Annotated in this window: 2 protein-coding genes; both read left to right on the top strand. The window is 57.7% G+C overall.

The features are described 5' to 3' along the window. Positions 1-14 precede the first annotated feature (14 nt). On the top strand, positions 15-18563 hold the full coding sequence (locus F0Q32_RS14020) for an Ig-like domain-containing protein (RefSeq protein WP_149463561.1): 18549 nt from the start codon (positions 15-17) through the stop codon (positions 18561-18563). After that, entirely contained in the window at positions 18499-25305 is a 6807-nt protein-coding gene (locus F0Q32_RS14015; RefSeq protein ID WP_149463560.1) for an Ig-like domain-containing protein, read from the top strand. Before F0Q32_RS14020 ends, F0Q32_RS14015 begins: the two co-directional genes overlap by 65 nt. Positions 25306-25447 lie beyond the last annotated feature (142 nt).

The following is a 25447-nucleotide window of genomic DNA, read 5'->3' as shown; positions in this document are numbered from 1 at the left end:
TAAAGGAGCCTCCTGTGTCTAAAACGATCAATATCATCGCCCGTAAAACCGCCAGCAAAACTGTTCTCAATAGTGAAGGGAACCTCTCGATTTTGCTGACAGAACCGAGCGTAGTACAGATTCAGGGGGCGCCGGCAAACGTCGAGCGATATGTTCGACAGGGAAAAGACCTGCTCATCTACATGAAAGATGGCTCAGTCATCCGTTGCAGCAACTATTTTTCGTCTTTTGGCGAAGAGGACGGTAAACAGTCTGAACTGGTATTCATGGATGACAATCAGCAACTGACCCATATCACCTTTGCCGAAACGGGTGAAAGTCTGGGGATGGGGCAGGTCGTACTGACACCGCAGGCGACACCGATTGCCAGCATTGAACCGTTTATCGAACAGAGTGCGCTGGATAATCTGCCGTGGGGCTGGATTGCGGGGGGCGTGCTGCTGGGCGGTGGCGTTGGCGCACTGCTGGCAAATGACAGCGGTGGCGGGCATAAGACAACGGTTATTGATAACACCAAACCGGTTGAGACGGCGAAGCCGTCGTTTGTCGTTTCTGACGATCAGGGCGATAAACAGGGTGTACTGAGCAGCAACGCCCTGACGGATGACACCACGCCAACCTTCTCCGGCACAGGGCAGCCGGGGAGTACGATTCAAATCAAAGATGCCAGCGGCAACACCGTCGCCAGTGCGATGGTCAGCAGCGACGGCACCTGGAAAGTGACATTACCGACCCAGAATGCAGGCAAGCATACCTGGAGCGTGGTGCAGATCGACGGCAGCAAAACCACCGATGGCGGCAAAATTACGCTGGAAGTGGTGACGGCGAAGGCCAGTATTACCGCAGACACTGTGAGCGGCGATAACGTTGTCAACGCGACAGAAGCCGCCAGCGCCGTTATCGTTAGTGGGCAATCGAAAGAACTCGCGGCGGGCACGACGCTCACCGTTACGCTGAACGGTAAAACGTACACCACCGAGGTGGGGACGAATGGAAGCTGGCAGGTATCCGTTCCTTCTGCGGATATCGGCAAACTGGCGCAGGGTACGCACCAGGTCAAAGTGACCGGGACCGACAGCACCGGCAACATCATCACTGGCGAACAAACGCTAATGGTCGATACACGTGCGCCGAACACCACCATTGGTAAACTCACCGATGATAACGTCCTGAACAGCGGTGAACTGGCGTCGGCACAAAGCCTGAGCGGCACCACCGATGCCGAAGAAGGCCAAACGGTCACCGTAAATATCGGTGGAAAGAACTGGACCACGACCGTCCAGGCGGGCGGGAAATGGCAGATTTCCATCGATGCCGATGCGCTTGCTACGCTGCCGCAGGGCGCGAATGCCATCACCGTAACGGTCAGCGACAAAGCGGGTAACGAAACCACGACAACGGGCAGCGTGACAATAAGCAGCGTCGGGCCAGCCCTGACGGTGGACAGCCTGACCTCGGATAACGTGCTGAATGCCCAGGAGCAGTCGGAAGTACAGATCCTCAGTGGCACAACCGATGCCGCACCGGGGAGCAAAGTGGAAGTGACCATCAATGGCATAACCATTATCGGCGCTATCTCCAGCGACGGTAAGTGGAGCGCGCCGTTAACGCCTTCGCTGATTAGTCAGCTAGAGCAGGGCCAGCACACGGTCAAGATTACGATAACCGATGCGGCGGGTAACGTCAGCAGCGGTGACCATACCTTCACGATGGCGGCTGAAGCGCCGGTTATCCAGATTGATGATATCAATGGTGCGCAGACGCTGAACGCCGATAGCGTTAGCCAGCCGTTGACCATTTCCGGTACGACTAACCTTGCATTAGGCACCGAATTAACCGTTACCCTGAATGGCCAGGCTTATCAGTCTACCGTTGAAAGCGCGCAGGGTGGGGGCAACTGCTGGTCGGTTATCGTGCCGGTGGAAGACCTTGTATCGCTGGATAACACCACTTACTCCGTGACCGTCGCGGGGACTAACGCGATTGGGAACGCGGTCGAAAACAGCGGTAAGCTGGTGGTGGATACCTTATCGCCGGTCGTGACGCTGAATACCGTCGCCGGCGATAACCTGCTGGGTGTAGACGATGTGGCGCAAAGCCAGTACATCACCGGATCTGTCAGCTATGCGAAACCGGGCGATACCGTCGCCGTCTCGCTGAACGGCATCTTGCTCGGCAACGCGACGGTTAAAAGCGATCTGAGCTGGGAAATGGAGGTGACCTCCGCGCAGTTGCACGCGCTGGGCGACACCGAAGTGAATATCACCGCCACTGTCACCAACTTCAGCGGCAACAGCGCCACGACCCACGGGGCGTTTGTGATCAGCGCAAACCTGCCGGGTCTGGGCGTGGATATCGTCTCCGGCGATGACATCATTAACGCCATCGAACTGAATCAATCACTGACTATCAGCGGTACCAGCAGCCATATTCAGACGGATACAACCGTACAACTGGAGATCAATGGTCAACAGTTTACCGCGCAGATTGGCCCAGGCGGGCGCTGGCAGACGGGCATCAGCAGCGATCAACTGAAATCATTGGTTGAAGGTCAGGACAGCCTGACGATCAACGTCTCTGCCAACGATGGCTTTAACCATGCGACCGGCAGCCATGGTGTGACGGTCGATCTTAACCCGGTCGCTGTCTCCATCAATCCGGCGACGGGCGATGATATGATCAATGCCGCCGAGAAAGGGGCGGGGATCACGCTGGAAGGCCTGACGCAGAACGTAGAAGCGGGCCAGACAGTCGTCATTCGCATTGGCGGTGCAACCCTGACGGCCACGGTAGAAGACGATGGTCGCTGGCATTGCGACGTGCCGGCAAGTGTACTGTCTAACCTCGCGGACGGTGCGGCGGATATTCAGGTGAGCGTCACCAATACCAGCGGCAACACCGCCAGCAGCGGTCGCCAGGTTACTGTCGATACCCAGCCGCCGTCTGTCAGCATTGACTCCCTGACCGATGACAACATTCTTAACGCCGCAGAAGCGAATCACGCCACCGGGCAAATCCTGAGCGGCATCACCTCAGCAGAGCCGGGGCAGACTGTATCCGTACGCCTCAACGGTAAATTGTACTCCGCAGAGGTGGCGGACAACGGTACCTGGAGCGTGACTGTTCCGAGCGCTGATTTAACCGCGCTGGGTCAGGGTGCGCAGAGCGTCACCGTAACCGTACTGGACCGTGCGGGCAACAGTAGCACCACCTCGCAGGACATACTGGTCGATACCCTCGCACCGACGGTGAGCATCGACGCCTTCACCGCCGATAACGTGATAAACCAGGGTGAGCATCAACTGGCGCAGGTGATCTCCGGCTCAAGCACCGGGGGCGTTGCGGGTGACAGCGTGACGGTCACGCTGTATTACGGCACCGGCAGTGATGCGCCGAAAGAAACCTTCACCACCGTACTGGATGCTGCTGGCCGCTGGAGCATTGGCGTCGCCGCTGACAAGCTCCAGGCCCTTACCGCAGGTGACGCGAAAATTACCGCCAGTATTACCGACAAGGCCGGAAACACCGGCGAGAGTGAGAATGTCTTTAGCGTGAGCCTCGCCGCACCGGAAATCGCCATTGATAGCGGTGTGGCGAGCGACGATGTGATTAACGCCATCGAAAAAGGCCAGAGCCTGGCGATGAGCGGTACCAGTAACCAGCCTGGCCGCCAGATAACGGTGACTCTCAACGGGCGTGAATACCAGACTACCGCCGACGCGCAAGGTGACTGGTCGGTCACGATCTCCCCGGCAGATCTCGCCGCGCTGGGCGAAGCGCAATACATCATTAGCGCAAGCGTAACGGATAGCGCAGGCAACAGCACCTCGACCAGCCATAACGTAGTGGTGGATACCGCTGCGCCTCAGGTAGTGATCGGGGGTCTGGATGGAAACGCTGACGGCGTGATTAACGCTAATGAACTGAGCACCGGACAGGTGCTGAAGGGCTATGTCGTTAATGCCGAAGCCGACAGTAAGGTGACGGTGACCGTTGGCGGCATAACGAAAATCGCGACGGTTGATAATAACGGTGAATGGCAGATCGCGTTAACCGCCGATGAACTCACCGCGCTGGGTGACGGCGTGCTGAACTTTACCGCTGAAGTCACCAATGCGCACGGAAACCGTGGTGTTGGTGAATATCAGGCGGAAATCGACGCGAACATTCCAGGTATACGCATTGACACCGTTGCGGGTGACGACGTGGTTAACCTGATTGAACACGGCGCGGCGGTTACGATTGGCGGTACGGTAAGCGGTGTGAACGCGGGGGCGAAGGTAATTGTCACCGTGAACGATAAAGATTACAGCACCAGGCTGAACGATGACGGAACCTGGTCAGTGACGGTATCGGCTGAGGATGTGGCTCGCTGGCCGAACACAGAGGTGAAGATTAACGCGAGCGTTGATGATCTCGCGGGAAATACCGGTTCCTGGCAACATACGATCGATGTGGATCTGGATGCCGTGGCTATCTCAATTGAGAGCGTTACCGCTGATAACGTGATTAACGCCACTGAACAAGGGCTGCCGCTGATCCTGAAGGGAACCACGGAGAGGGTCGAACCGGGCCAGACGGTGACCATTCTGTTTGGCGGTCATCAGTACACCACCACCGTCGATGAAAACGGCGACTGGCGCTACACTCTGTCACCCTCTGACATGGCTTCGCTGCGTGAAGGTGACGCGACGGTGCAGGTCAGCGTGAACAACCAGAACGGCAATCAGGCGCAGAGCGCGCAGGATTACAGGGTTGATCTCAGTGCGCCGACGATAGTGGTGGATGCGGTCACCGGAGATAACGTGATTAACGCGGCGGAAGCCACTGCCGGGTTTACCCTTGAGGGCCAGAGCAATGCGGAGCCGGGCCAGAAAGGCCAGGTAAGCTGGAATGGCAAGTCGTATGACATTGCGATTCAGGCCGATGGGCGCTGGAGCGTCACGGTAGATGCGGCAGATGCAGCCCTGATGCCGCAGGGGGCTCAGCAGGTTACCGTTACGCTGGCGGACAAAGCCGGGAACAGCACAACGATCACGCAAACGCTGCTGGTGGATACGCAAGCGCCTGTTGTCACCATTGATAGCGTCGGCGGCAGCGATAACACACTGAACAGCACCGAACATCGCCAGTCGCAAATTATCAGCGGCAGCGTCACGGGCGCATCGGCGGGGGATATTGTCACCGTTACGGTCGGTACAGGCGTTGACGCCTGGAGCATCACCACCGTGCTGGACGCCACCGGACGCTGGAGCGTCGGGATGCCGGCGGATATCGTCAGTGGGCTTATCGAAGGTGAACACACGGTTTCCGTTGCGGTTACGGATACCGCCGGAAACACCGGCAAGGGTAACCATGATTTTGAGGTCGCCCTGACTGCGCCCGATATTACTATTGATGCAGTGGAGAACAACGGCGTCATTAACGCCCAGATGCGCGGTGAAGGCATCACCATCACCGGTACAAGCAATCAGTATGGCGTTGACATCACCCTGACGCTAAACGGGCAAAATTATACCGTCACAACGGATGAGACGAATGGTCATTGGGAGGTGGATCTGTCACCTGCCGATCTGGCGCTGCTGGGCGAGGCGGGTTATACGCTGGTCGCCAGCGTGACCGACGCGGCGGGTAATACTGCCAGCGCCAACCAGACTATCCTGGTGGATACGGCGGCTCCGGTGCTCATCATCGACGGTCTGCAAAACAATAATGATGATGTTATCAACGAGAACGAACTGGCTGCCGGGCAGAAACTGACAGGCTCCACGCAGAACGTTGAAGCTGATAGCAAAGTGATCATCACCATTGGCGGTCAGGATCATGAGGCGGTCGTGGGCGCGGATGGCCGCTGGGAACTGGATCTCCCGCAGTTGATGCTGGAGGAATTAGGCGATGGACGTCTGACGGCGACCGCCTCTGTCAGCAACGAACATGGCAACAGCACGCAAAGCCAGTATCAGTTCACCATTGATATCGACAAACCGGGCATTCGTATCGACACCGTTTCGGGCGATGACGTTATCAATATCATTGAGCATCAGCAGGATCTGCTGATCAGCGGTACGGCGCAGGGCGCGGAAGCGGGTGCGGATGTGATTGTGACGGTCAACGGCGTTCAGCACACCACCACTCTGCATGCCGATGGTAGCTGGTCAGTCAACGTGGGGGCGCAGGAAGTCTCAGGCTGGAATAGCAGCGAAGTCACCATCGGCGCAAGCGTTGCCAACATCAACGGCAACCAAAGCGCCATTGAGCATAAAGTTGAACTGGATCTCAGTAAAGCGGCCATCACCATCGATCCTGTCACCGCCGATGACGTCCTCAATGTAACCGAGCGCGGCGAACCGTTGTCGCTCGGTGGTGCCGTCTCGGGTATTGAAGACGGTCAGCATGTCACGGTCACCTTCGCGGGCCATCGCTATGATGTTGAAGTGGTTGGCGGTCGCTGGGCGCTGGAGGTTGCAGCGGTGGATATGGGCAGCCTGAAAGAGGGCGATGCCAGCATCAGCGTCAGTACCAGCAATATCAACGGCAACAGCGCATCGGCGGAACGCCAGTTTACGGTTGATTCCACACCGCCGACCCTCAGCATCAACACGGTTGAAGCGGATAACCAGGTTAACGCGCTGGAAGCCGGGGCCGGTTTTGATATTAGCGGTACAACCAACGCTGAAGTGGGCCAGACGGTGAGTGTTAAATGGCTGGGTGAAAACTATACCGCCGGCGTCAAGGCCGATGGCACCTGGCGCGTACACGTCGATGCCGTTCAGGACGTCACGACGCTTGCGCAGGGGCTGCAAACTGTTGAGGTTAGCGTAGAAGATAAAGCGGGCAACAGCACCAGCCAAACCCACAGCGTGAATGTTGATACGCTGGTTCCTGAACTGACCCTCACGCCGGTGACCGGTGATAACAAACTCAACGCCACCGAACTGAAACAGGCGCAGATTATTTCGGGTACCTGTGTGAACGCAGAGCCGGGCGCGGTTGTCACCGTGACCTTTAATAACAAAAGCTACACCACGGTGCTGGACGACAACGGCAACTGGCAGTTGGGCGTTCCGCCAGCAGGCGATCTGATTGCCGGTGATTACCCGCTGGTGGTTACGGTAACCGACAGTGCTGGCAACATCGACACGCTCACCAGCACTGTGCAGGTGGTGCTGGATCTGCCGTTAATCGCGATTAACCAGGTCGCGGTTGATGATGTGGTGAACGATGCGGAGAAAGCCGCAGGGATCACCATTACGGGCAGCAGCAGTCAGCCGGGACGCGACATTCTCGTCAACCTGAACGGCCGCGATTATACCGTTCAGGCAGACACCTATGGCGACTGGCAGGTCACGGTTTCCCCGGCGGATTTAGCCGCGCTGGGCGAAGCGAGCTATACGGTAACCGCCAGCGTCACCGACGAAACGGGCAACCATCAGAGCGCCAGTCGTCCGATCACCGTAGATACCTCTTCGCCGCAGGTCACCATTACGCCGCTGGCGGGTGACGATGTCATTAACCTTGAAGAGAGCGGACAGGATCAGTTCATTAGCGGTACGGCGAAAAATGCCGAAGTGGGCAGCAAAGTGGTGGTGACGCTGGGGGGGCAAACCTTCGAGACGACGGTTGCAGCCGGTGGCGTCTGGACGGTCACTATTCCGAAAGATACCTTTAGCGCCTTTGGCGATGGCCCGTTGACAGCCACCGCGACGGTCACTAACGGTCGCGGCAACAGCGGCAGTGTCGACTACGAATTAAGCATAGATACGGGTGTACCGGGTCTGCGTATCGATACGGTGGCGGGCGATGACGTTATTAACATCCTGGAAGCCCAGAGTGATGTGACGATCAGCGGCACCAGTACGGGCGTGCCAAAAGGGCATGATGTCACGGTAACCCTTACCGGAATGCGTGACGGCGTGGTGGAAACCACCACCTATACCACGCAGGTGAATGCCGATGGTCGCTGGTCAGTGATCGTCCCTGAATCGGATGTCAGCCGTTGGCAAAACGGCGAACTGAGCATTGTCGCCAGTGCTGAAAATATCTCAGGCAATGCTGGCAGCAGTTTTGGTCATCTGGCGCAGGTTGACCTGAATGCGGTCGCGATCAGCATCGATCCGGTGACTGACGATAACGTAATTAACGCTGAAGAGCGCACTGACGGAATCACCCTTACCGGGAAAACCTCCGGCGTTGAAGCAGGGCAGACGGTGACAGTCACTCTTGCCGGGCATCAGTACCAGGTGGCGGTAGAGGGTGACGGAAGCTGGCGTGTTGACGTGCCGGCCACCGATCTGGCGAGTTTGCGTGATGGTTCCGCCAGCGTACAGGTCAGCGTCAGCAACGTGAATGGCAATCAGGCTGATGCAGGCCGCCAGTATGAAGTGGATGTCACTGCGCCTGTATTGAGCGTTTCCGCCGTAGCGGGTGATAACGTCATCAACCTGGTCGAAGCGGAAGGCGGCTTTGTGGTCAGCGGCTTTAGCGATGCCGAGCAAGGGCAAACGGTACAGGTTGAATGGAACGACGCATGGTTTAGCGGCACGGTGGCTGAAAATGGCGCATGGAGCATTACGCTGCCTGCGGCGCAAAGCGCGTTGTCGCAGGGGCTGTTAGAGCTGACGCTTAAAGTCAGCGATCAGGCAGGCAATGAAACCACGATTACGACCGAAGTGAATGTAGATACGCTGCCGCCGGTGATTACCGTGGATAAGATTACCAGTGACAATATCCTCAACGCCACGGAGCATGGTCAGGCACAAATTATTAGCGGTACGTGCAGCAATGCGGAAGCCGGGGCGATTGTGACCGTCACGATTGATGGGAAAAACTACACCACCGCGCTGAACAATGAAGGAAAGTGGAGCATTGGCTTACCGGCTTCTGCGGTTTCCGCACTGAGCGAAGGAAGTAACCCACTGGTGGTCACGGTTTCTGACAAGGCTGGCAACCAGGGCCATCTGGATAGCGCCATCAACGTGAACACCGCACTGCCGAACATCGCTATCAATACGGTGACCAGCGATGACATCATTAACCTGAATGAAAAAGGTCAGGATCTGGCAATCACCGGGACCAGCAACCAGCCGAATCAGACCATTACCGTTACGCTGAACGGCGTGCTTTACACCACGGTTGCAAATAGTGATGGTGACTGGACCGTTAACGTACCGCCTTCAGCGTTGTCGGACCTGGGGGAAGCCAGTTACACCGTGACCGCCAGCGTGACCGACTCGCTGGGCAACCACAATACCGCCAACCACGATGTGCTGGTGGATACCACGTTGCCGCTGCTGACCATCGACACCATCGCCGGTGATAACGTCATTAACGATGACGAAATCAAAACCGAGCAGACCATTAGCGGTCGCGTGGTTAACGCGGAAGCCGGGCAAAAAGTCTATATCGATATCGGACTCAGCGAGCCTCTCGAAGCCCTGGTGCAGGCGAATGGCACATGGTCGGTGAACGTTAGTGCGGATACGTTGCAGAGCATTGGTTATGGCGACCTGACGGTGAAAGCCTGGGTTGATAATCAGAACGGCAACCGGGGCGAGGCCAGCCGTGAGATCCTACTCGATGTCTCTTACCCATCTATTCGCGTCGATACGGTGGCGGGCGATGACGTCATTAACGCCATCGAACTGGGTCATTCCCTGGTGCTTTCCGGCACATCAACCGGGCTGGATAACCTTAAAGGGCTGATAATCGCCATTAATGGCGTGCGCTACGATGCCGCGCTGGATACTAACGGTAACTGGCAGCTTCTCTTCTCGCCGCAAACGATGCAAACCTGGCCGGAAGGCCCTCTGGTCATTGCCGTTAGCGGCACTAACGCCTCGGGTAATGTGCAAAACATTGCGCATACGGTTGAGGTCGATACGCAGGCCGTCGCGGTGTCGGTCAACACGTTGTTCACTGACGACCGTCTGAATGCAACAGAGCAAGGGGCTCCTCAAACGCTGACTGGCGAGACGCGCGGTGTCGAAAGCGGTCGTGATGTCATCATTACGCTGAATGGCAAACAGTATACGGCGACCGTGACTGACGGGGCCTGGAGCCTGACGCTAAGTGATGCAGACCTGGGCGCGCTGCGCGATGGTCAGACAACGGTTCAGGTTTCTGTCTCTAACGCGCACGGCAATACCGCCAGTGCGGAACGCCAGTTCGTGGTCGATACCGAATCCCCGATGCTGACTCTCAACACGATCGCGGGCGATAACATTATCAACAGTACGGAAGCCACTGCGGGTGTCACCCTCAGCGGCACAACGAATGCAGAAGTTGGCCAGACGGTCACCGTATCCGTAGGCAACCAGACGCTGGGAACGGCGCTGGTGCTTGCGGGCGGAGTCTGGAGCCTGGTTGTAGACGCCAGTACACTGAATACTCTGGGGCAGGGTTCACACGATCTGACCATCGCGGTGACGGATAGAGCCGGGAACAGCACCTCGCTGGATCACGGTGTTCTGATTGATACCGCATCCCCAACTATCACTATTGATAGCCTGACCGCCGATAACGTCCTTAACGCGACCGAAGCGGGTCAGGCGCAGGTGATCAGCGGCAGCAGCACGGGGGCGGCAGCCGGAGACAAAGTGGTTGTGACGTTGGGCGATCACACCTATTCGACCATCGTGGATGGCAGCGGACGCTGGAGTGTCGGGGTTAAAGCCAGCGATCTGGCGGCGCTTGATGACGGTGAGCATGTGATTGAGGTGGCGATCACCGATGCCGCAGGTAACGTCGGGACGGGGTCCTTCCCGTTTGCCATTGACACGGCGGCACCGCTTCTGACTATCGGGATGATTGCCGAAAACGATCTCCTGAGCAGCGATGAGCGCGGTACAGACCTCACTGTGTCCGGTACGTCAGATATTCTGACTGCGGGCGTGCAGGTGACCGTTCGTCTGAACGGTAAAACTTACTACGGCGTAACGGAAGCTAACGGAAACTGGTCGGCGATTGTGCCGAAAGAAGACCTTCCGGCGCTGATGGATAACCATCAGTACGATGTGAGCGTGAGCGCGACGGATGCCGCCGGGAATACCGGAAGCGCCAGTCGTCAGTTGGATATTCAGGTTAGCCTGCCACGCATCACCATTGATGCGATTGCAGATGATGATGTGGTGAATAACACGGAAGCGCAGGACGGTATCACCCTGACCGGCTCCACCGATGTTGCCGTGACCGCGGTGACCGTCACCATTGGCGGGCAGACGTTCACAGGCGATCAGGTGGTGCTGACTGACGGCGGTACACGCTGGTCGTTAGCGCTCGACGCTGAGACCCTCGCCGGGTTGGGCGATGGTGCGCTGACGGTCAACGTCACCGCGACGGATGCCAATAACAACCAGGGCGCGGCGGAACGAGAAATGACTATCGACGCCAGCCTGCCGGGGATCCGCTTCAACACGGTTGCAGGTGACGACATCATTAACGCCGCCGAGCTGAATCAGTCTCTGTGGGTGAGCGGAACCAGCGAACATATTGCGAAAGGAACCGCGTTCACCCTGACGCTGACCACAACCAAAGGCGAGATTTTCTCGTCAGATAACGTGCTTATCGGCAACGATGGGCGGTGGATGATTGAGATCCCGGCGGATAAAGTCGCCCTGTTGAGCGATGGCTCTGCGACCCTGACCGCCAGCGGTGAAAATCTTTCCGGTAATTCGATTTCTGTCAGCCACGATGTGGAGGTAGTGACCGCCGGGCCGGCTATCGCGATTGATGCTTTCAGCGACGATAACATTATTAACGCCAGCGAAGCGGCGACGGGCTATGTACTTAGCGGTACCAGTGTGGGGGCTGGGCTGGATAACGAGGTAGTGGTGTATGTCGGTGGACAGCGACTGACGACCACCATTCAAGCAGACGGCACCTGGGAAGTGCCGGTGAATAGCGTGGTGTTTGCCGCCATTAAAGAGGGCAGCGTGGCTGTTGAAGCCAGCGTGACAAACACGCAGGGCAACAGTGCCAGCGCAAGCGGAACTTTCGTTCTCGATACTGCGCCACCGACGCTTTCGGTGAACCCGTTGACCGCCGATAACGTGATCAACGCCAGCGAAGCGAAAGTGGAGCAGGTCCTGAGTGGTTACACCAATGCAGGTGAAGGGCAAATCGTTACCGTGAATTTCGGTAGCGATAGCGTACAGGCCGAGGTCAAAGCCGATGGCACCTGGGAAGTGAACATCCCATCAACGGCGTTCAACAGCAATGGCACCGTGCAGTTTGACGTGAGCGTCAGCGATGTGGCGGGCAACCCAACGCAGATGCAGCACACCGTGGAGGTCGACACGGTTATCCCGCAGGTCACCGTGAACCTGCTGACCGGCGATAACATCATCAACGCCACCGAAAAAGGCCAGGCACTGGTGATTGACGGCGGCAGCACAGACAGCGCAGCGGGCGACACGGTTATCGTGACCCTGAACGGCGTGGAATACCACACCGTGGTGGACAGCAACGGTGAATGGCGCGTGGGCATTCCGGCAAGCGAAGTTGCCAAACTTAGCGAAGGCGACAATAACGTCACGGTCGTGATTGCCGACCGGGCCGGGAACGAACAGACAGTACCCCATGACTTCATCGTCAACACCGGCAAGCCGCAACTGGATATTGATACGCTGGCCGAGGATGGCGTACTCAACGCGACCGAAAAAGGCCAGCCGCTGACTATCAGTGGCACCAGCGATCTGTCAGAAAATACTGAAGTCCTTGTGACGCTGGCGGGGCTGAGCTACACCGCGAAAACAGATTCTGACGGTAAATGGAGCGTTGAGGTGAGCCCAGCCGATCTGGCAACGCTTGGCGAAGCAAACTACACCGTAAGCGCCAGTGCCGTGGCGGGCGATGGTAACAACGTGACCACCACAGAACCGCTGCTGGTTGATACCAAATCGCCTGTGGTGACGGTCTCTATCATCGCCGCTGACGACATCATTAACAGTACCGAAGCGCAAGGCTCGGTGCTGATTGGCGGCAGTGTCACTGGTGCGGCTTCTGGCGATCGCGTCGTGGTCACCCTCAGTGGCCTGGATGCGAAAACCACAACGGTGGATGCCGGAGGTAACTGGAGCATCTCCCTGACGCCAGCAGAACTGGAGACGCTGGGCGATGGGCCGCTGACGGCAGAGGTGGCTGTTACCAATGGCCACGGCAACGTGGGTTCCGGTAGCCGTGATTTCACCCTCGACACAGGCGTACCGGGGATCCGTATCGATGCCCTGACCGGCGATAACATACTGAACATTGCGGAACTGGCGCTGGATGTGTGGGTAACCGGGATGACCTACGGCGTTGAACCGGGCGCGACGGTGAACGTCACTATCGGCGCTGAATCCTGGCAAACGACCGTTAACCCGGACGGCAGTTGGGCGTTCAGCGTCCCACCGAGTGAGGCTGGCGGCTGGAGTGATGAGATTACCGTTGCCGCGTCCGTTCTGGACAACTCAGGTAATTCCGCGGCTATCAAGCAGGATGTGCAGATTGACAAGGCGCCGGTATCGGTAGCGATGGATGTTGTCACCGTCGATAACGTCCTGAACGCCGCAGAAAAAGCGGGCGTCGTGACGCTGAGCGGCACAACCAGCGGTATCGAAAACGGGCAAGTTGTCACCATTACCGTGGGCAATAAGCAGTTTACCGCCACGGTCAATGACAACGCGTGGACCACCACCGTTCCCGCCGGTTCTCTCAGCGCGCTGCGCGACGGCGAGGTGACCGTGCAGTTAAGCGTCAGCACGGCCAGCGGTAATAAAGCGACCAACAGCCATACCTTCGACGTTGACACGCACGCACCGGTGCTGGCTATTGATCCGGTTACGGCTGACAACATTCTCAACAGCACTGAACTTAGCCAGCCGCTGACCTTAACCGGTACCAGCGATGCTATCGGGCAGACGCTCACGCTGACGCTGAACGGCAAACAGCACACCACTACCGTGGGGAGTGATGGTCGCTGGTCGATGAGCGTGAGTGCAGGGGATCTGGATGGCATGAGCGAGGGGCTGAACGACATCACCCTCGTCATTACGGATGCGGCGAACAACCGCACTGAAAGTACCCATTCCGTGCTGGTCGATACGGTTGCGCCAACGCCAACCATCAACACGGTAGCGGGTGATAACAAGATCAACATCACGGAACTGGGCCAGGCGCTGGTGATCAGCGGCGGCGCCACGAACGGCGCGACGGGCGATAAAGTGAGTGTGGTACTGAACGGTAAACCGTACACCACGCAACTGGATGCAAACGGTAACTGGAGTGTTGGTATTCCGGCGGCGGATATGGCCGCGCTGGAAAGTATCCGTTACGAAATTGATGTGACGGTGACCGATAGCGCGGGCAATAGTCAGTCGCTGCAACACACCATTGACGTTGATACCGGCATTCCGACACTACGCTTTGATACCCTGTCCACTGGTGGGGTACTTAACGCCATTGAACAGATGCAGCCTCTGGAGATATCGGGAACCAGCTCACTGGCAGAAAACACGGTGGTCACCGTTACGCTGAACGGGATGAATTATCTGGCGACCGTCGGCGCGGGTGGCGTATGGTCGGTCTCTGTTCCGGCTGATGCGTTGGCGAAACTGGGCGAAGCGGAATATACGCTGACCGCCAGTGCCGCAGGGGATACCGGAAACAGCGTGACGGATACGACGTCGCTGCTGGTGGATACCCGCGCACCGACGGTCACCATTCTGCCGGTGTCCGAAGATGACATTATCGGCATGACCGAAATGGCGGGTGTCGTGACGATTAACGGTACGGTGAGCGGCGCGGCAGAAAATGATGTGGTGACGGTGATTATCGCCGGGCAATCGCATACCACAAACGTGAAGAGTGACGGTACCTGGACGGTTGCGTTGGATGCAGGCGAACTGTCTGCACTGGGCGGCGGGCCGCTGACCATTACCGCGAGCGTCACCAACGGTCATGGCAATATCGGCTCCGGCCAGCACGGAATAATGCTCGACAGCACTGAACCGGGTATTCGTATTGACAGCGTGACCGCGGATAACACCCTGAACCTCGCCGAGCGTGCGTCCGACCTGGTGATCAGCGGGACAACCACCGATGTCGCGACGGGCAGCATTGTGACGGTCAGCGTGAACGGTACCGCCGTGGGAACCGCGGCAACGCGGGCTGACGGTTCGTGGCTGCTGCAACTGACCCCAGATCAGATGGAAAGCTGGAGCGGGGCGTCGATCACTGTGAACGCCAGCGTGGCGAACGTGAGCGGAAATGACGCTGCGATTAACGAGACCGTGGCGCTGGATCTGCGCGAAACCTCCGTTTCTATCAACCCGGTGACGGCTGATAACATGGTAAACGCGACAGAAAAATCAGGCGAAATCGTTCTGACGGGCGACACCACTAACATCGACAACGGGCGTACCGTGACGGTGACGGTAAACGGCAAGCAGTTTACCGGCACGGTGCAGGATAACGCCTGGAGCGTGACGCTGGATGCGGGGGCACTGAATGGGCTTCGCGATGGTGATGCTGTCGTGCAGGTGAGTGTCTCTAACGCCAGCGGCAACAGCACCAGTAACAGCCTGAATTTCGTTATTGATACCACCGCACCGACAGTCTTCATTGATGCGGTCACCGCAGATAACGTGCTTAACAGTACGGAAGCGAGCGGAGAAGTGACGGTGTCGGGCACAACCACGGCGGAAGTGGGTCAGACGGTCACGGTGAATATTGGCGGGGTTGAACAGACCGCGCAGGTGACCGCAGGCGGCATCTGGACGGCTATCTTTGCGGCCGGTGCGCTCAGTAACCTGGCGCAAGGTTTAACCACCATTAACGTTAGCGTGAGCGATAAGGCGGGTAACCCGGCTTCCGGTAACCACACCTTCCTGATTGATACCCAGGCACCGACAGTAGCGGTAAACGATCTGACCGCCGATAACATCATCAACGCGGCGGAAAAAGGCCAGGCGTTGGTGATCAGCGGGACAACTGTTAACGCGAAGGTCGGTGATACGGTGGTGGTGGAGTTTAATGGCAAACCGTACACCACGCAGGTGGATGCCAGCGGTACATGGCGCATTGGGGTCACCGCAGAGGATATGGCGACCCTGGCGAACGGCAGCGGTGAACTGACGGTAACCATTACCGACAGCGCCGGGAACAGTTCGTCCGCCACGAAGGCGTTTGAAGTCGATTTGGGCGTACCGACGCTGACCTTTGATGATATTGCCGAGGACAATGTACTTAACGCCATTGAGCGTGGAACCGATCTGGTCATTAGCGGTAAGAGCAGCGGTCTGGCGGAAGGCGCAATCGTGACCGTCACGCTGGGTGGGCGTGAATATACCGCGCAAACCGACATCAGCGGCAACTGGTCACTGTCGGTCGCACCGTCTGACCTGGCCTTGCTGGGTGACGCGGGCTATACGGTTAGCGCCAGCGCCAGCAGTGCCAACGGTAACCCGGTTTCCGGCAGCACGCAGTTGCAGGTCGATACCCGCCTGCCGGTGGTGCATATCGATTTGGTCGCGGGCGATGACGTGATTAACGTTAGCGAAGCGGGCCAGAATCTGACGATCGCCGGTTCGGTGAGTGGTGCAGCGCCTGGCGATCGCGTGCAGGTGATTGTTGCGGGCAAAACGCACACGACTACTGTTGAGGCGAATGGCCTCTGGTCGGTCACCGTGGAGAGCAGCGATGTTGCCGGTTTTGGTGACGGCCCGCTGACTATCAACGCCAGCGTCGAGAATGCGCACGGGAATACCGGTTCGGACAGCCGTGATATCGCTGTCAATACTGGTACGCCGGGGATCCGCTTCGATACGGTTGCCGGTGATGATGTGATTAACAGCATCGAGCAGGGCCAGGCTCTGGCGGTGACGGGAACCAGTTCCGGGCTGGCAGAAAATGCCATCGTTACCCTGACTGACGGTCAGGGGGGAAGCTGGACCGGAAACGTCAACGCTGACGGTAGCTGGACCGTCTCTGTGCCACAAAATATAGTTGCAGGCTGGAGCGCGGGCACGGTGCAACTGAGCGCCACTGCGGAGAATACCGCCGGGACGTCTTCCACCATGGATCACCAGGTCACGGTGGATGTCGCACCCGTTGCGATCACCATTAATGCCCTCACGGCTGATAACGTGCTGAACGCGATTGAGCGCGGCGAAGCGCTGACGGTGAGTGGCGCAACCAGTAACGTGGAAAGTGGGCAGACGGTCACGGTGATGCTGGCGGGCAAAGCCTGGACCGCACAGGTACAGGATGACGGAAGCTGGCAGTTTAGCGTTCCGGCAGGGTCGTTGAACGCACTGCGCGATGGCGCAGCAAACGCCACCGCCAGCGTCACCAATCAGCATGGCAACAGTGCCAGCACCGAGTGGGCATTCAGCGTCGATGCGTCCGCGCCGACGCTGACAATTGCGGCGGTGACGGCGGATAACGTCCTGAATAAAGCCGAAATTGAAGGCGTAGTCACCCTCAGCGGTACCACCAGCGCTGAGGCGGGCCAGAGCGTTACTGTGCTTATCAATGGCCAGTCTTATGGCGGCCCGGTCACGGTGGACAGCGATGGAAACTGGAGCCTGACGCTCACCAGTGGCGCGCTCGAAGGGCTTCAGTCGGGCAGTGCCAGCGTGACCGTTAGCGTGACCGATAAAGCAGGCAACAGCACTACCGCGACGCATCAACTGACCGTTGATACCGTTGCGCCGACGGTGACCATCGACATGATTTCCGGTGATGACATCATCAACGCCGCAGAGCAGAACCAGGCGCTGGTTGTGACCGGTAGCAGCGTTGGTGGCACCACAGGTGATAGCGTGAGAGTGGAAGTGGGCGGCAACGACTACATCACTCAACTGGATGCGCAGGGGCGCTGGAGCGTGGGCATTCCGGCTGCCGATATGCAGGCGCTGGGTGCGGGTCAGCAGAGCGTAAACGTCTCGATAACCGATAGCGCGGGTAACACCGGCAACGCGTCTCGCCCGGTCGTGGTGGACAATGGTCAGCCATGGCTCAGCTTTGGAGCGATTGCTGGCGATAACGTACTGAACGCCATTGAACAGGGCGTCAACCTGACCCTTAACGGTACCAGCGATGGTCTGGCGGCGGAAACGTGGGTGACGGTCACACTGAACAGCAAAGAGTACCGCACGCAAATTGATACCAGCGGTAACTGGTCGCTGGAAGTAACGCCAGCGGATCTGGCACTGATTGGCGACGGCACGTACACCGTTACGGCAAACGCCAGCAGCGAAGCGGGGAACCCAGCCGCCGGCTCTGCGCAACTGGTTGTAGATACCCGTGCGCCAACCGTCACCATCAACACGATTACCGACGATAACATTCTTAACAAGGATGAATCTGCGCTGGAAATCGTGGTGAGCGGCAAGGTCTCCGGCGCGGCGGAAAACGATATTGTGTACGTTCTGCTGGCAGGGAAAACCTATGAGGCGACCGTTGATGCCAGCCTGAACTGGCAAACGACGATCCCGGCGGGCGAACTCTCCGCCGTTGGTGACACTGACGATCACCGCCAGTGTCACCAACAGCCACGGCAACCTCGGCAGTGCCCAGTATGATTTCATGGTCGACTACAACGAGCCGGGTATCCGCTTTGATATCGTGGCCGGCGACGATGTGATTAACCTCAGCGAACATAATCAGGCGCTGGTGGTGAAAGGCAGCAGTGAAGACCTTCCAGTCGGTACGAAAGTCACGCTGGTTATTGGCACGAATACCTACAGCGGCGTAGTTGCCGCAGATGGTAGCTGGTCAGTGGGTATTGATGCCGACGATGTGAAGACGTGGAGCGAAGGCAAGCTGGAGATGACCGCTAGCGCCAGCAGCGCAGCGGGAAATCCGGTAGAGATTAGCCATGAAGTCACCGTTGACCTCGCGCCTGTCTCTGTCTCGGTGAATAACGTTACCGACGATAACGTGCTTAACGCGCTGGAGATGAAACAGGATCTGACCCTGAGCGGCACCACAACGGGTGTTGAACAGGGGCAAACCGTCACGCTGACCTTTGGTGGCAACGTCTACACCACCACGGTTGGGGCTGATGGCACATGGAGCCAGGTTATTCCTGCGGCTGCGTTGTCTGCCCTGCGTGATGGCACGGCGCAGCTGTCGGTTGAGGTGACCAATAAAGTAGGTAACCCGGCCAGCACCAGCCATGAATATCAGGTGGATACCACTGCACCGCACATCACGCTGAACCCGGTCACGGCGGATAACGTGATTAATATCGCCGAAGCCGAAGCCGGTGTTGCGGTCACGGGCACAACCGACGCCCCGGTGGGGACAACGGTTACCCTGACGCTGAACGGCGTGGATTATCGCGGTAGCGTACTGGCTGACGGTACCTGGCAGGTTGACATGTCTCCTGAGGCACTGGCGACGCTGGCCTCCGGGCAATATACCTGCACGGTGACGATTGCCGATACGGCGGGTAACCCGGCAAGCGTCAGTCAGACTGTCACGATTGATACTCTGCCGCCAGACGTGAGTTTCGATACCACGGCAGGCGACGACGTTATTAACCTGGCGGAGCATGGTCAGGCGCTGGTTGTCAGCGGTACGACGACGGGAACCGTGGCGGGTAACACCGTCACCGTTACCGTGGGCGATTACACCGTCAGTACCGTTGTCGATGCTAACGGCAAATGGAGCATTGGGGTTCCGGCCGATATCGTTTCTGCGCTCAACAACGGTACGGTCGATATCAGTGCGACCGTCACCGACAGCGCGGGCAATGCCACCACGCAGGGCAAAGTGGTCACGGTCAATACCTCGAATATCCTGTTGACGCTGGATACGCCTGCGGTCGATGGCGTGCTGAACGCCAGCGAGCAGGGCAAAACGCTGACGCTGAAAGGGTCGAGCAGCGGCCTGCCGGAAGGCAGCGAAGTGACGATCACCCTGAACGGCAAGCATTACACCGCGACGGTAACGGGCGATCGCTGGACGACGACGATCCCGGCAACCGATTTAGGCTTGCTGACCGATGGTCAGCGTTACACCATTTCGGTGAGCGCTCAGGACAGTGCGGGCAACATCGGCCAGGCAGGTCAAACATTGCTGGTAGACACCACGCCGCCAGAAATTATCATCGCGCCGGTTTCCGGTGACGGCATGCTCAATGCCGCAGAACACGGCCAGGCGCTGGTGATCAGCGGTACGACAACGGCAGAAGCGGGGCGTACCCTGACGCTGACCGTTAACGGTAACAGCTACACCGCGACGGTCAACGCTGACGGTAGCTGGCAGACAACCGTACCGAAAGCCGATGTCGCCCAGATGGGTAACGGCACCATTCAGGTGGATGCGATGGTCAGCGATGCATCCGGCAACCTCGGCAGCAGCAGCGAAACCTTTGTTGTGGATACCGTACCGCCAGTCGTGACGATTAACGTCGTCGCCGGAGATGACCTGGTGAACTCGCCAGAGCAACTGGTGGCGCAGACCGTGAGCGGTAAAGCGGAAGGCGCAGCCGGGCAGACCATCACCGTAGAACTTGCCGGGCGCACCTATACGGCGAAAGTAGCGGCGGATGAAACCTGGGAAGTCACCGTTCCGGCGCTCGATTTTGTCGGCCTGGTGGATGGCAAATACACCATTACTGCCAGCGTGAAAGATGCGGCGGGCAATACCGGAAGTGGTACGCATGAAGTGACGCTGAGCGGCGAAAAACCGGTTATCGCCATTAATACCGTGGCGCAGGATGACGTGATCAACGCCGCTGAACGCGGTCAGAGCCTGACCATCTCCGGTACGACCACGGCGCCGCAGGGCCAGAAAGTGGTGGTGACGCTGAATAACGTCACCTATGAAACCACCGTGCAGGCGGGGGGCATCTGGTCGGTGCTGGTGGGGGCGGTTGCGCTGATGGCGCTGACCGACGGCAATGCTTATGAGATAAAAGCCAGCGTCACTAACGCCATTGGCAACAGCGGTGAAAGCGTCCACGGCATTAGCGTTGACCTCACGCCGCCGCAGATGTCCATTTCAATTGATAGCCTGACCAGCGACAGCGGGTTAGCCAGCAACGACTTTATTACCAACGTGGGTAATATCGTGCTGAACGGTTCGCTTGGCGCAACGCTCGGGGTGGGTGATAAAGCGCAGATCAGCCTCGATGGCGGCATAAGCTGGATTGATCTGGTCGTCAATGGTACGCAGTGGCGTTATGAAGATGGCAGCACGCTTGCCGATGGTACGCACAATTATCAGGTGCGGGTCGTTGATCAGGCGGGTAACGTCGGCGCGACCGACAGCCAGAACGTGGTACTTGACCGCGTAGCACCGGATGCCAGCCAGAGCATCATCATCGACCGTATCTCCAGCGATACGGGGATTGCTGATAATGACTTTATTACTCACAGCACGACTTACTCGCTGGAAGGACGACTGGGCGCAGGGCTGAATGCGGGCGAGCATCTGCAAATTCGCGTTAACGGCGGCGCGTGGGTCGAGCTGGAAGTCAATGGTACCGACTGGATCTACGCCAATGACAAGGCGCTGGCTGATGGAACCTATGCCTATCAGCTACGCGTTATTGACGATGCGGGTAACGTCGGCCAGACCGCCAGCAAAACCGTCACAGTGGACACGGTACGCCCGGATATGGCGAACCAGGTCACTATCACGCATATCTCGGACGACAGTGGCCTGAGCGACAGCGACTTTATTACCAATGATAAAACGCTGACGATCCACGGCTCGCTGGTGAGCACGCTCCAGCCGGGTGAATATGTCCAGATCAGCATGGACGGCGGCGTCACCTGGGTGAATACCATCGCTATCGGGACCTCCTGGTACTACAACGACACGCAGGTTCTGGAGGATGGCAACCATGACTACTGGGTGCGTGTGGTCGATGCGGCAGGTAACGTCGGGACGACAGACAGTGCCACCGTCACCATCGATACGGTGAAACCGGACGATACGAAAACCATTACGGTCGACAGCATCTCTGATGATACCGGGTACAGCGATAGCGACTTCCTGACCAATGACACCTCCATCACGCTGTACGGCACGCTGGGGGCCGAACTGAGCGCGGATGAACGCGCACAGATTAGCCTCGATGGCGGCAAAACCTGGATTGATGTGGTAGTGAACGGCACAAACTGGCGCTACATCGACACCCGCGAGCTGGATGACGGTGAAAACCTGTATCAGCTGCGCGTTGTCGATAACGCCGGAAACGTCGGGCAGACGACGCAGCAGATTGTCACGGTGGATACCAATGCGCCGGGCGGCGTCACCAAAGTGGTGGGTTACATCGATAATACCGGGTCGGATATTGGGAACTTTGGCGCGAATACCGTTACGGATGAACGCTTACCGGTTCTGCGCGGAACGCTGCTTGAGACGTTGAAAACGGGCGAATTTGTCCGGGTTTACGACAGCAATGGCGACTATCTGGGACGCGCCAGTGTGACCGGTACAGAGTGGACGTTTGCGCTGACGGAACCACTGCGCGACGGCCAGACCTACGGCTATCAGGCGGCAGTGGTCGATGCAGCAGGTAACGAAGGCACGCTCTCTGAGGTGATGAACTTTACGGTTGAGCTGCCGATTACCATCAACACCCAGGACACGCTGGATACGACGCCAATTATCAGCGGTACGCTGAACTTTAACCGCTACGCGGACGAGTATCTGGAAGTGACGATTGCCGGTACAACCTACAGCTCACGCACGGGCGATGTGGTGATTGAGCCGAACAAGAACAGTTGGTACGTGCAGTTGAAGGATTTACATGCGCTGAATGTTGACACCTATGACGTCTCTGCCGTGCTGTTCAATAAAGATGGTCAGGAGATCAGCCGGGATAAAACCGGCAGTGAACTGACGGTATCGGCCGCGCCGGTAATAAGCTTTAGCTCTACAGCGGCAACCAGCAGTGACAGTGGTACGGCGATGACCCTCGGTGAGGATGGAACCTGGCGTATTTTGAGCAACTCCACCATCTTTACGCAGAATGGAACCACCTCGTCGACGCTGGGCTCGTTTAATTCCGTATCACTCAGTGGCACAGACCGACAGCAGTCTTCATCGTTTATCGACTTCGATCGCGATGGCCTGATGGATCTATTGGGATCGGATACGGAATACGGTAACGGGCAGCAGTCATTTAAGTACAACAGCGATGGTACCTACACCACATTCCAGGTTGGATCTTATGGTGTATCGGGGCAAACCAATGACGGCAATGCCAATACCTACTCCTGGTGGGCGGGTGTAATAGGCATTGACTTCAACGGTGACGGTTACGTGGATGTGGCCTACGGCGATGGTACGCCAAACGACTCCGAGGCGCGCGGTGGCTATGACTCGCAACTGGTCATGAACACCGACGGTACCATTCTCGGATTCGATAAAACCGGAGCCTATGTCTATACCTCCACGACTCAGGATGGGGTGGCGTCAACCAACAACAACAACGCCCAGCCAAGCCGTGAGCTGTCGGGCGTTGACCTGAATAACGATGGTTATGTTGACCTTGCTTATCACGGTACTGGCGGTTCGAATACCACATCGAAGGGCGGTTCAAGCTCGTCTGACAAGCGTTTGGTGATTGTCAGTAACGGGGTGAATGATGCCGGAAATATGACGCTGACGAATACCCAGATCGTCACAGATGTGTTCTATGGCAATACCGGAACCACGGCCAACCGCTTTACTACCATGATGTGGGCAGATCTTAATGGCGATGGCTTTATGGATCTGTTCATTGGTGGATTGGGTGGACAAGGTGGAAGCTATGGCGCCAATAGCGCTATCTATTACAACGATGGTAAGGGGAATTTGACCCTGGCTTCCAATGGCGTAGGCGCCGGTTACAGTGTGCAAAACTTCGGTGATGAGATCAGCAGCATGACCTCCATCGCCGTTGACTGGAACGGCGACGGCAAAATGGATGTGATTGAAATTGCAGGGGAAAGGGGAAGTACCGCCCTCGGTAACGCCAATAACATCGTCGCTCTGTGGACCAACCAGGGAACGAACGTGACCACCGGACAGGTGAACTGGAGCATGCCGCAGACGCTGTTGCAAAACGCCAACCTGAGCAGCACGTATGTGAGCACCGGTGGGCTGGCGATTGACCTTGACTATGACGGCGACCGCGACCTGGTGGTGTTCAGGGCGCAGGGCGGTGCAACCGCCTATGTCGAAAACAAGAGCGTCATTAAAGATGGCACCAGCATGATCCTGCGTTTGACTGATGCTAACGGCATTAACGTCTTCTACGGCAACACGGTACTGCTGGTGGATGAAGCGACAGGCAAAGTGGTCAGTTCGCAAATCATCAACCCGCAGGGTGGGGTCAACATGAACGACTCGACGGCGCTGGTCTACTTCTACGGGCTGGATGCCAGCAAGTCGTACAGCGCGGTGCTGCTGGCAAACGGTCAGCACTACGGTGGCGTTGAAAACTTCTCCCTTGATAACTCCGGCACATTGACGTCAGTTGCTAACGTTAATAGTACCTGGGCCGGGTTGAAAGCGGTGGAGAAAAACCACGCTTACGTCCTGACTGCTGAAAACGGTGATAAAGCGGCCGACAGTGCGCTGGCGGCTGATGACAATGGTAACACCACCGGGATTCTGGGCACGGGCTACAACGACACGCTGTATGCGACAGCAGGCACGCATGTCTATAACGGCGCGGGCGGCAGCGTGGTGGTCTCCGATGAAAACGTCTGGAGTTCGACAGGCGGTATGGACATCGTTGACTACAAACTGGCGGGTGATACGGCGCTGAAGGTTGACCTGAGTAACGCCAGTGCCCAGGAAACCGGCTTCGGCAAAGCGACCTTCGTCAATATTGAAGGTATCGCGGGCGGTGGCGGCAACGATGTGTTTACCGGTAGCACCGGCGATAACATTTTCGAAGGCCGTGGCGGTGACGACACCTTCAACATCGGCAACGGTGGTCAGGACACGCTGCTCTACAAACTGCTCAATGGTAGTGACGCCACTGGCGGCAACGGTAGCGATGTGGTGAAAGGTTTCACGCTCGGCACCTGGGAAGGGACGGCGGACTCGGATCGCATCGACCTCAGCGACCTGTTGCAGGGCAGTGGCTACACCGCCAATGAAAGCGCGCACTACATCAATGGCATTGCGCAGATGGACGATCCGAACAGCGAACTGTTGAGCTATCTGAAAGTCACCACGGATGGCAGCAACACGCTGATTCAGGTTGACCTGACCGGGCAGGGCGGCGATTACACCACGCTGGTGACGCTGAACGGCGTTCAGACCGACCTCGCGACGCTGCTGGCAAACCATCAGTTAATTGTAGGCTAACCCTTAACAGACCCGTCCGCCGTGTGCGGCGGGTCTTTGCAGTTCTTTTGGCCTGGCGGAGAAATCCTGTCAGGCGTTTTCGTATCTTTACAGCGTGGACGGGATAATGGTTGACGGTTTACCCGGACAAACCACTGGCTCA

The organism is Pseudocitrobacter sp. 73 (assembly GCF_008369545.1).
Classification (GTDB): domain Bacteria; phylum Pseudomonadota; class Gammaproteobacteria; order Enterobacterales; family Enterobacteriaceae; genus Pseudocitrobacter; species Pseudocitrobacter vendiensis.
The sequence above is the reverse complement of the archived record's forward strand: the minus strand, read 5'-3'. Positions and strand labels throughout refer to the sequence as shown.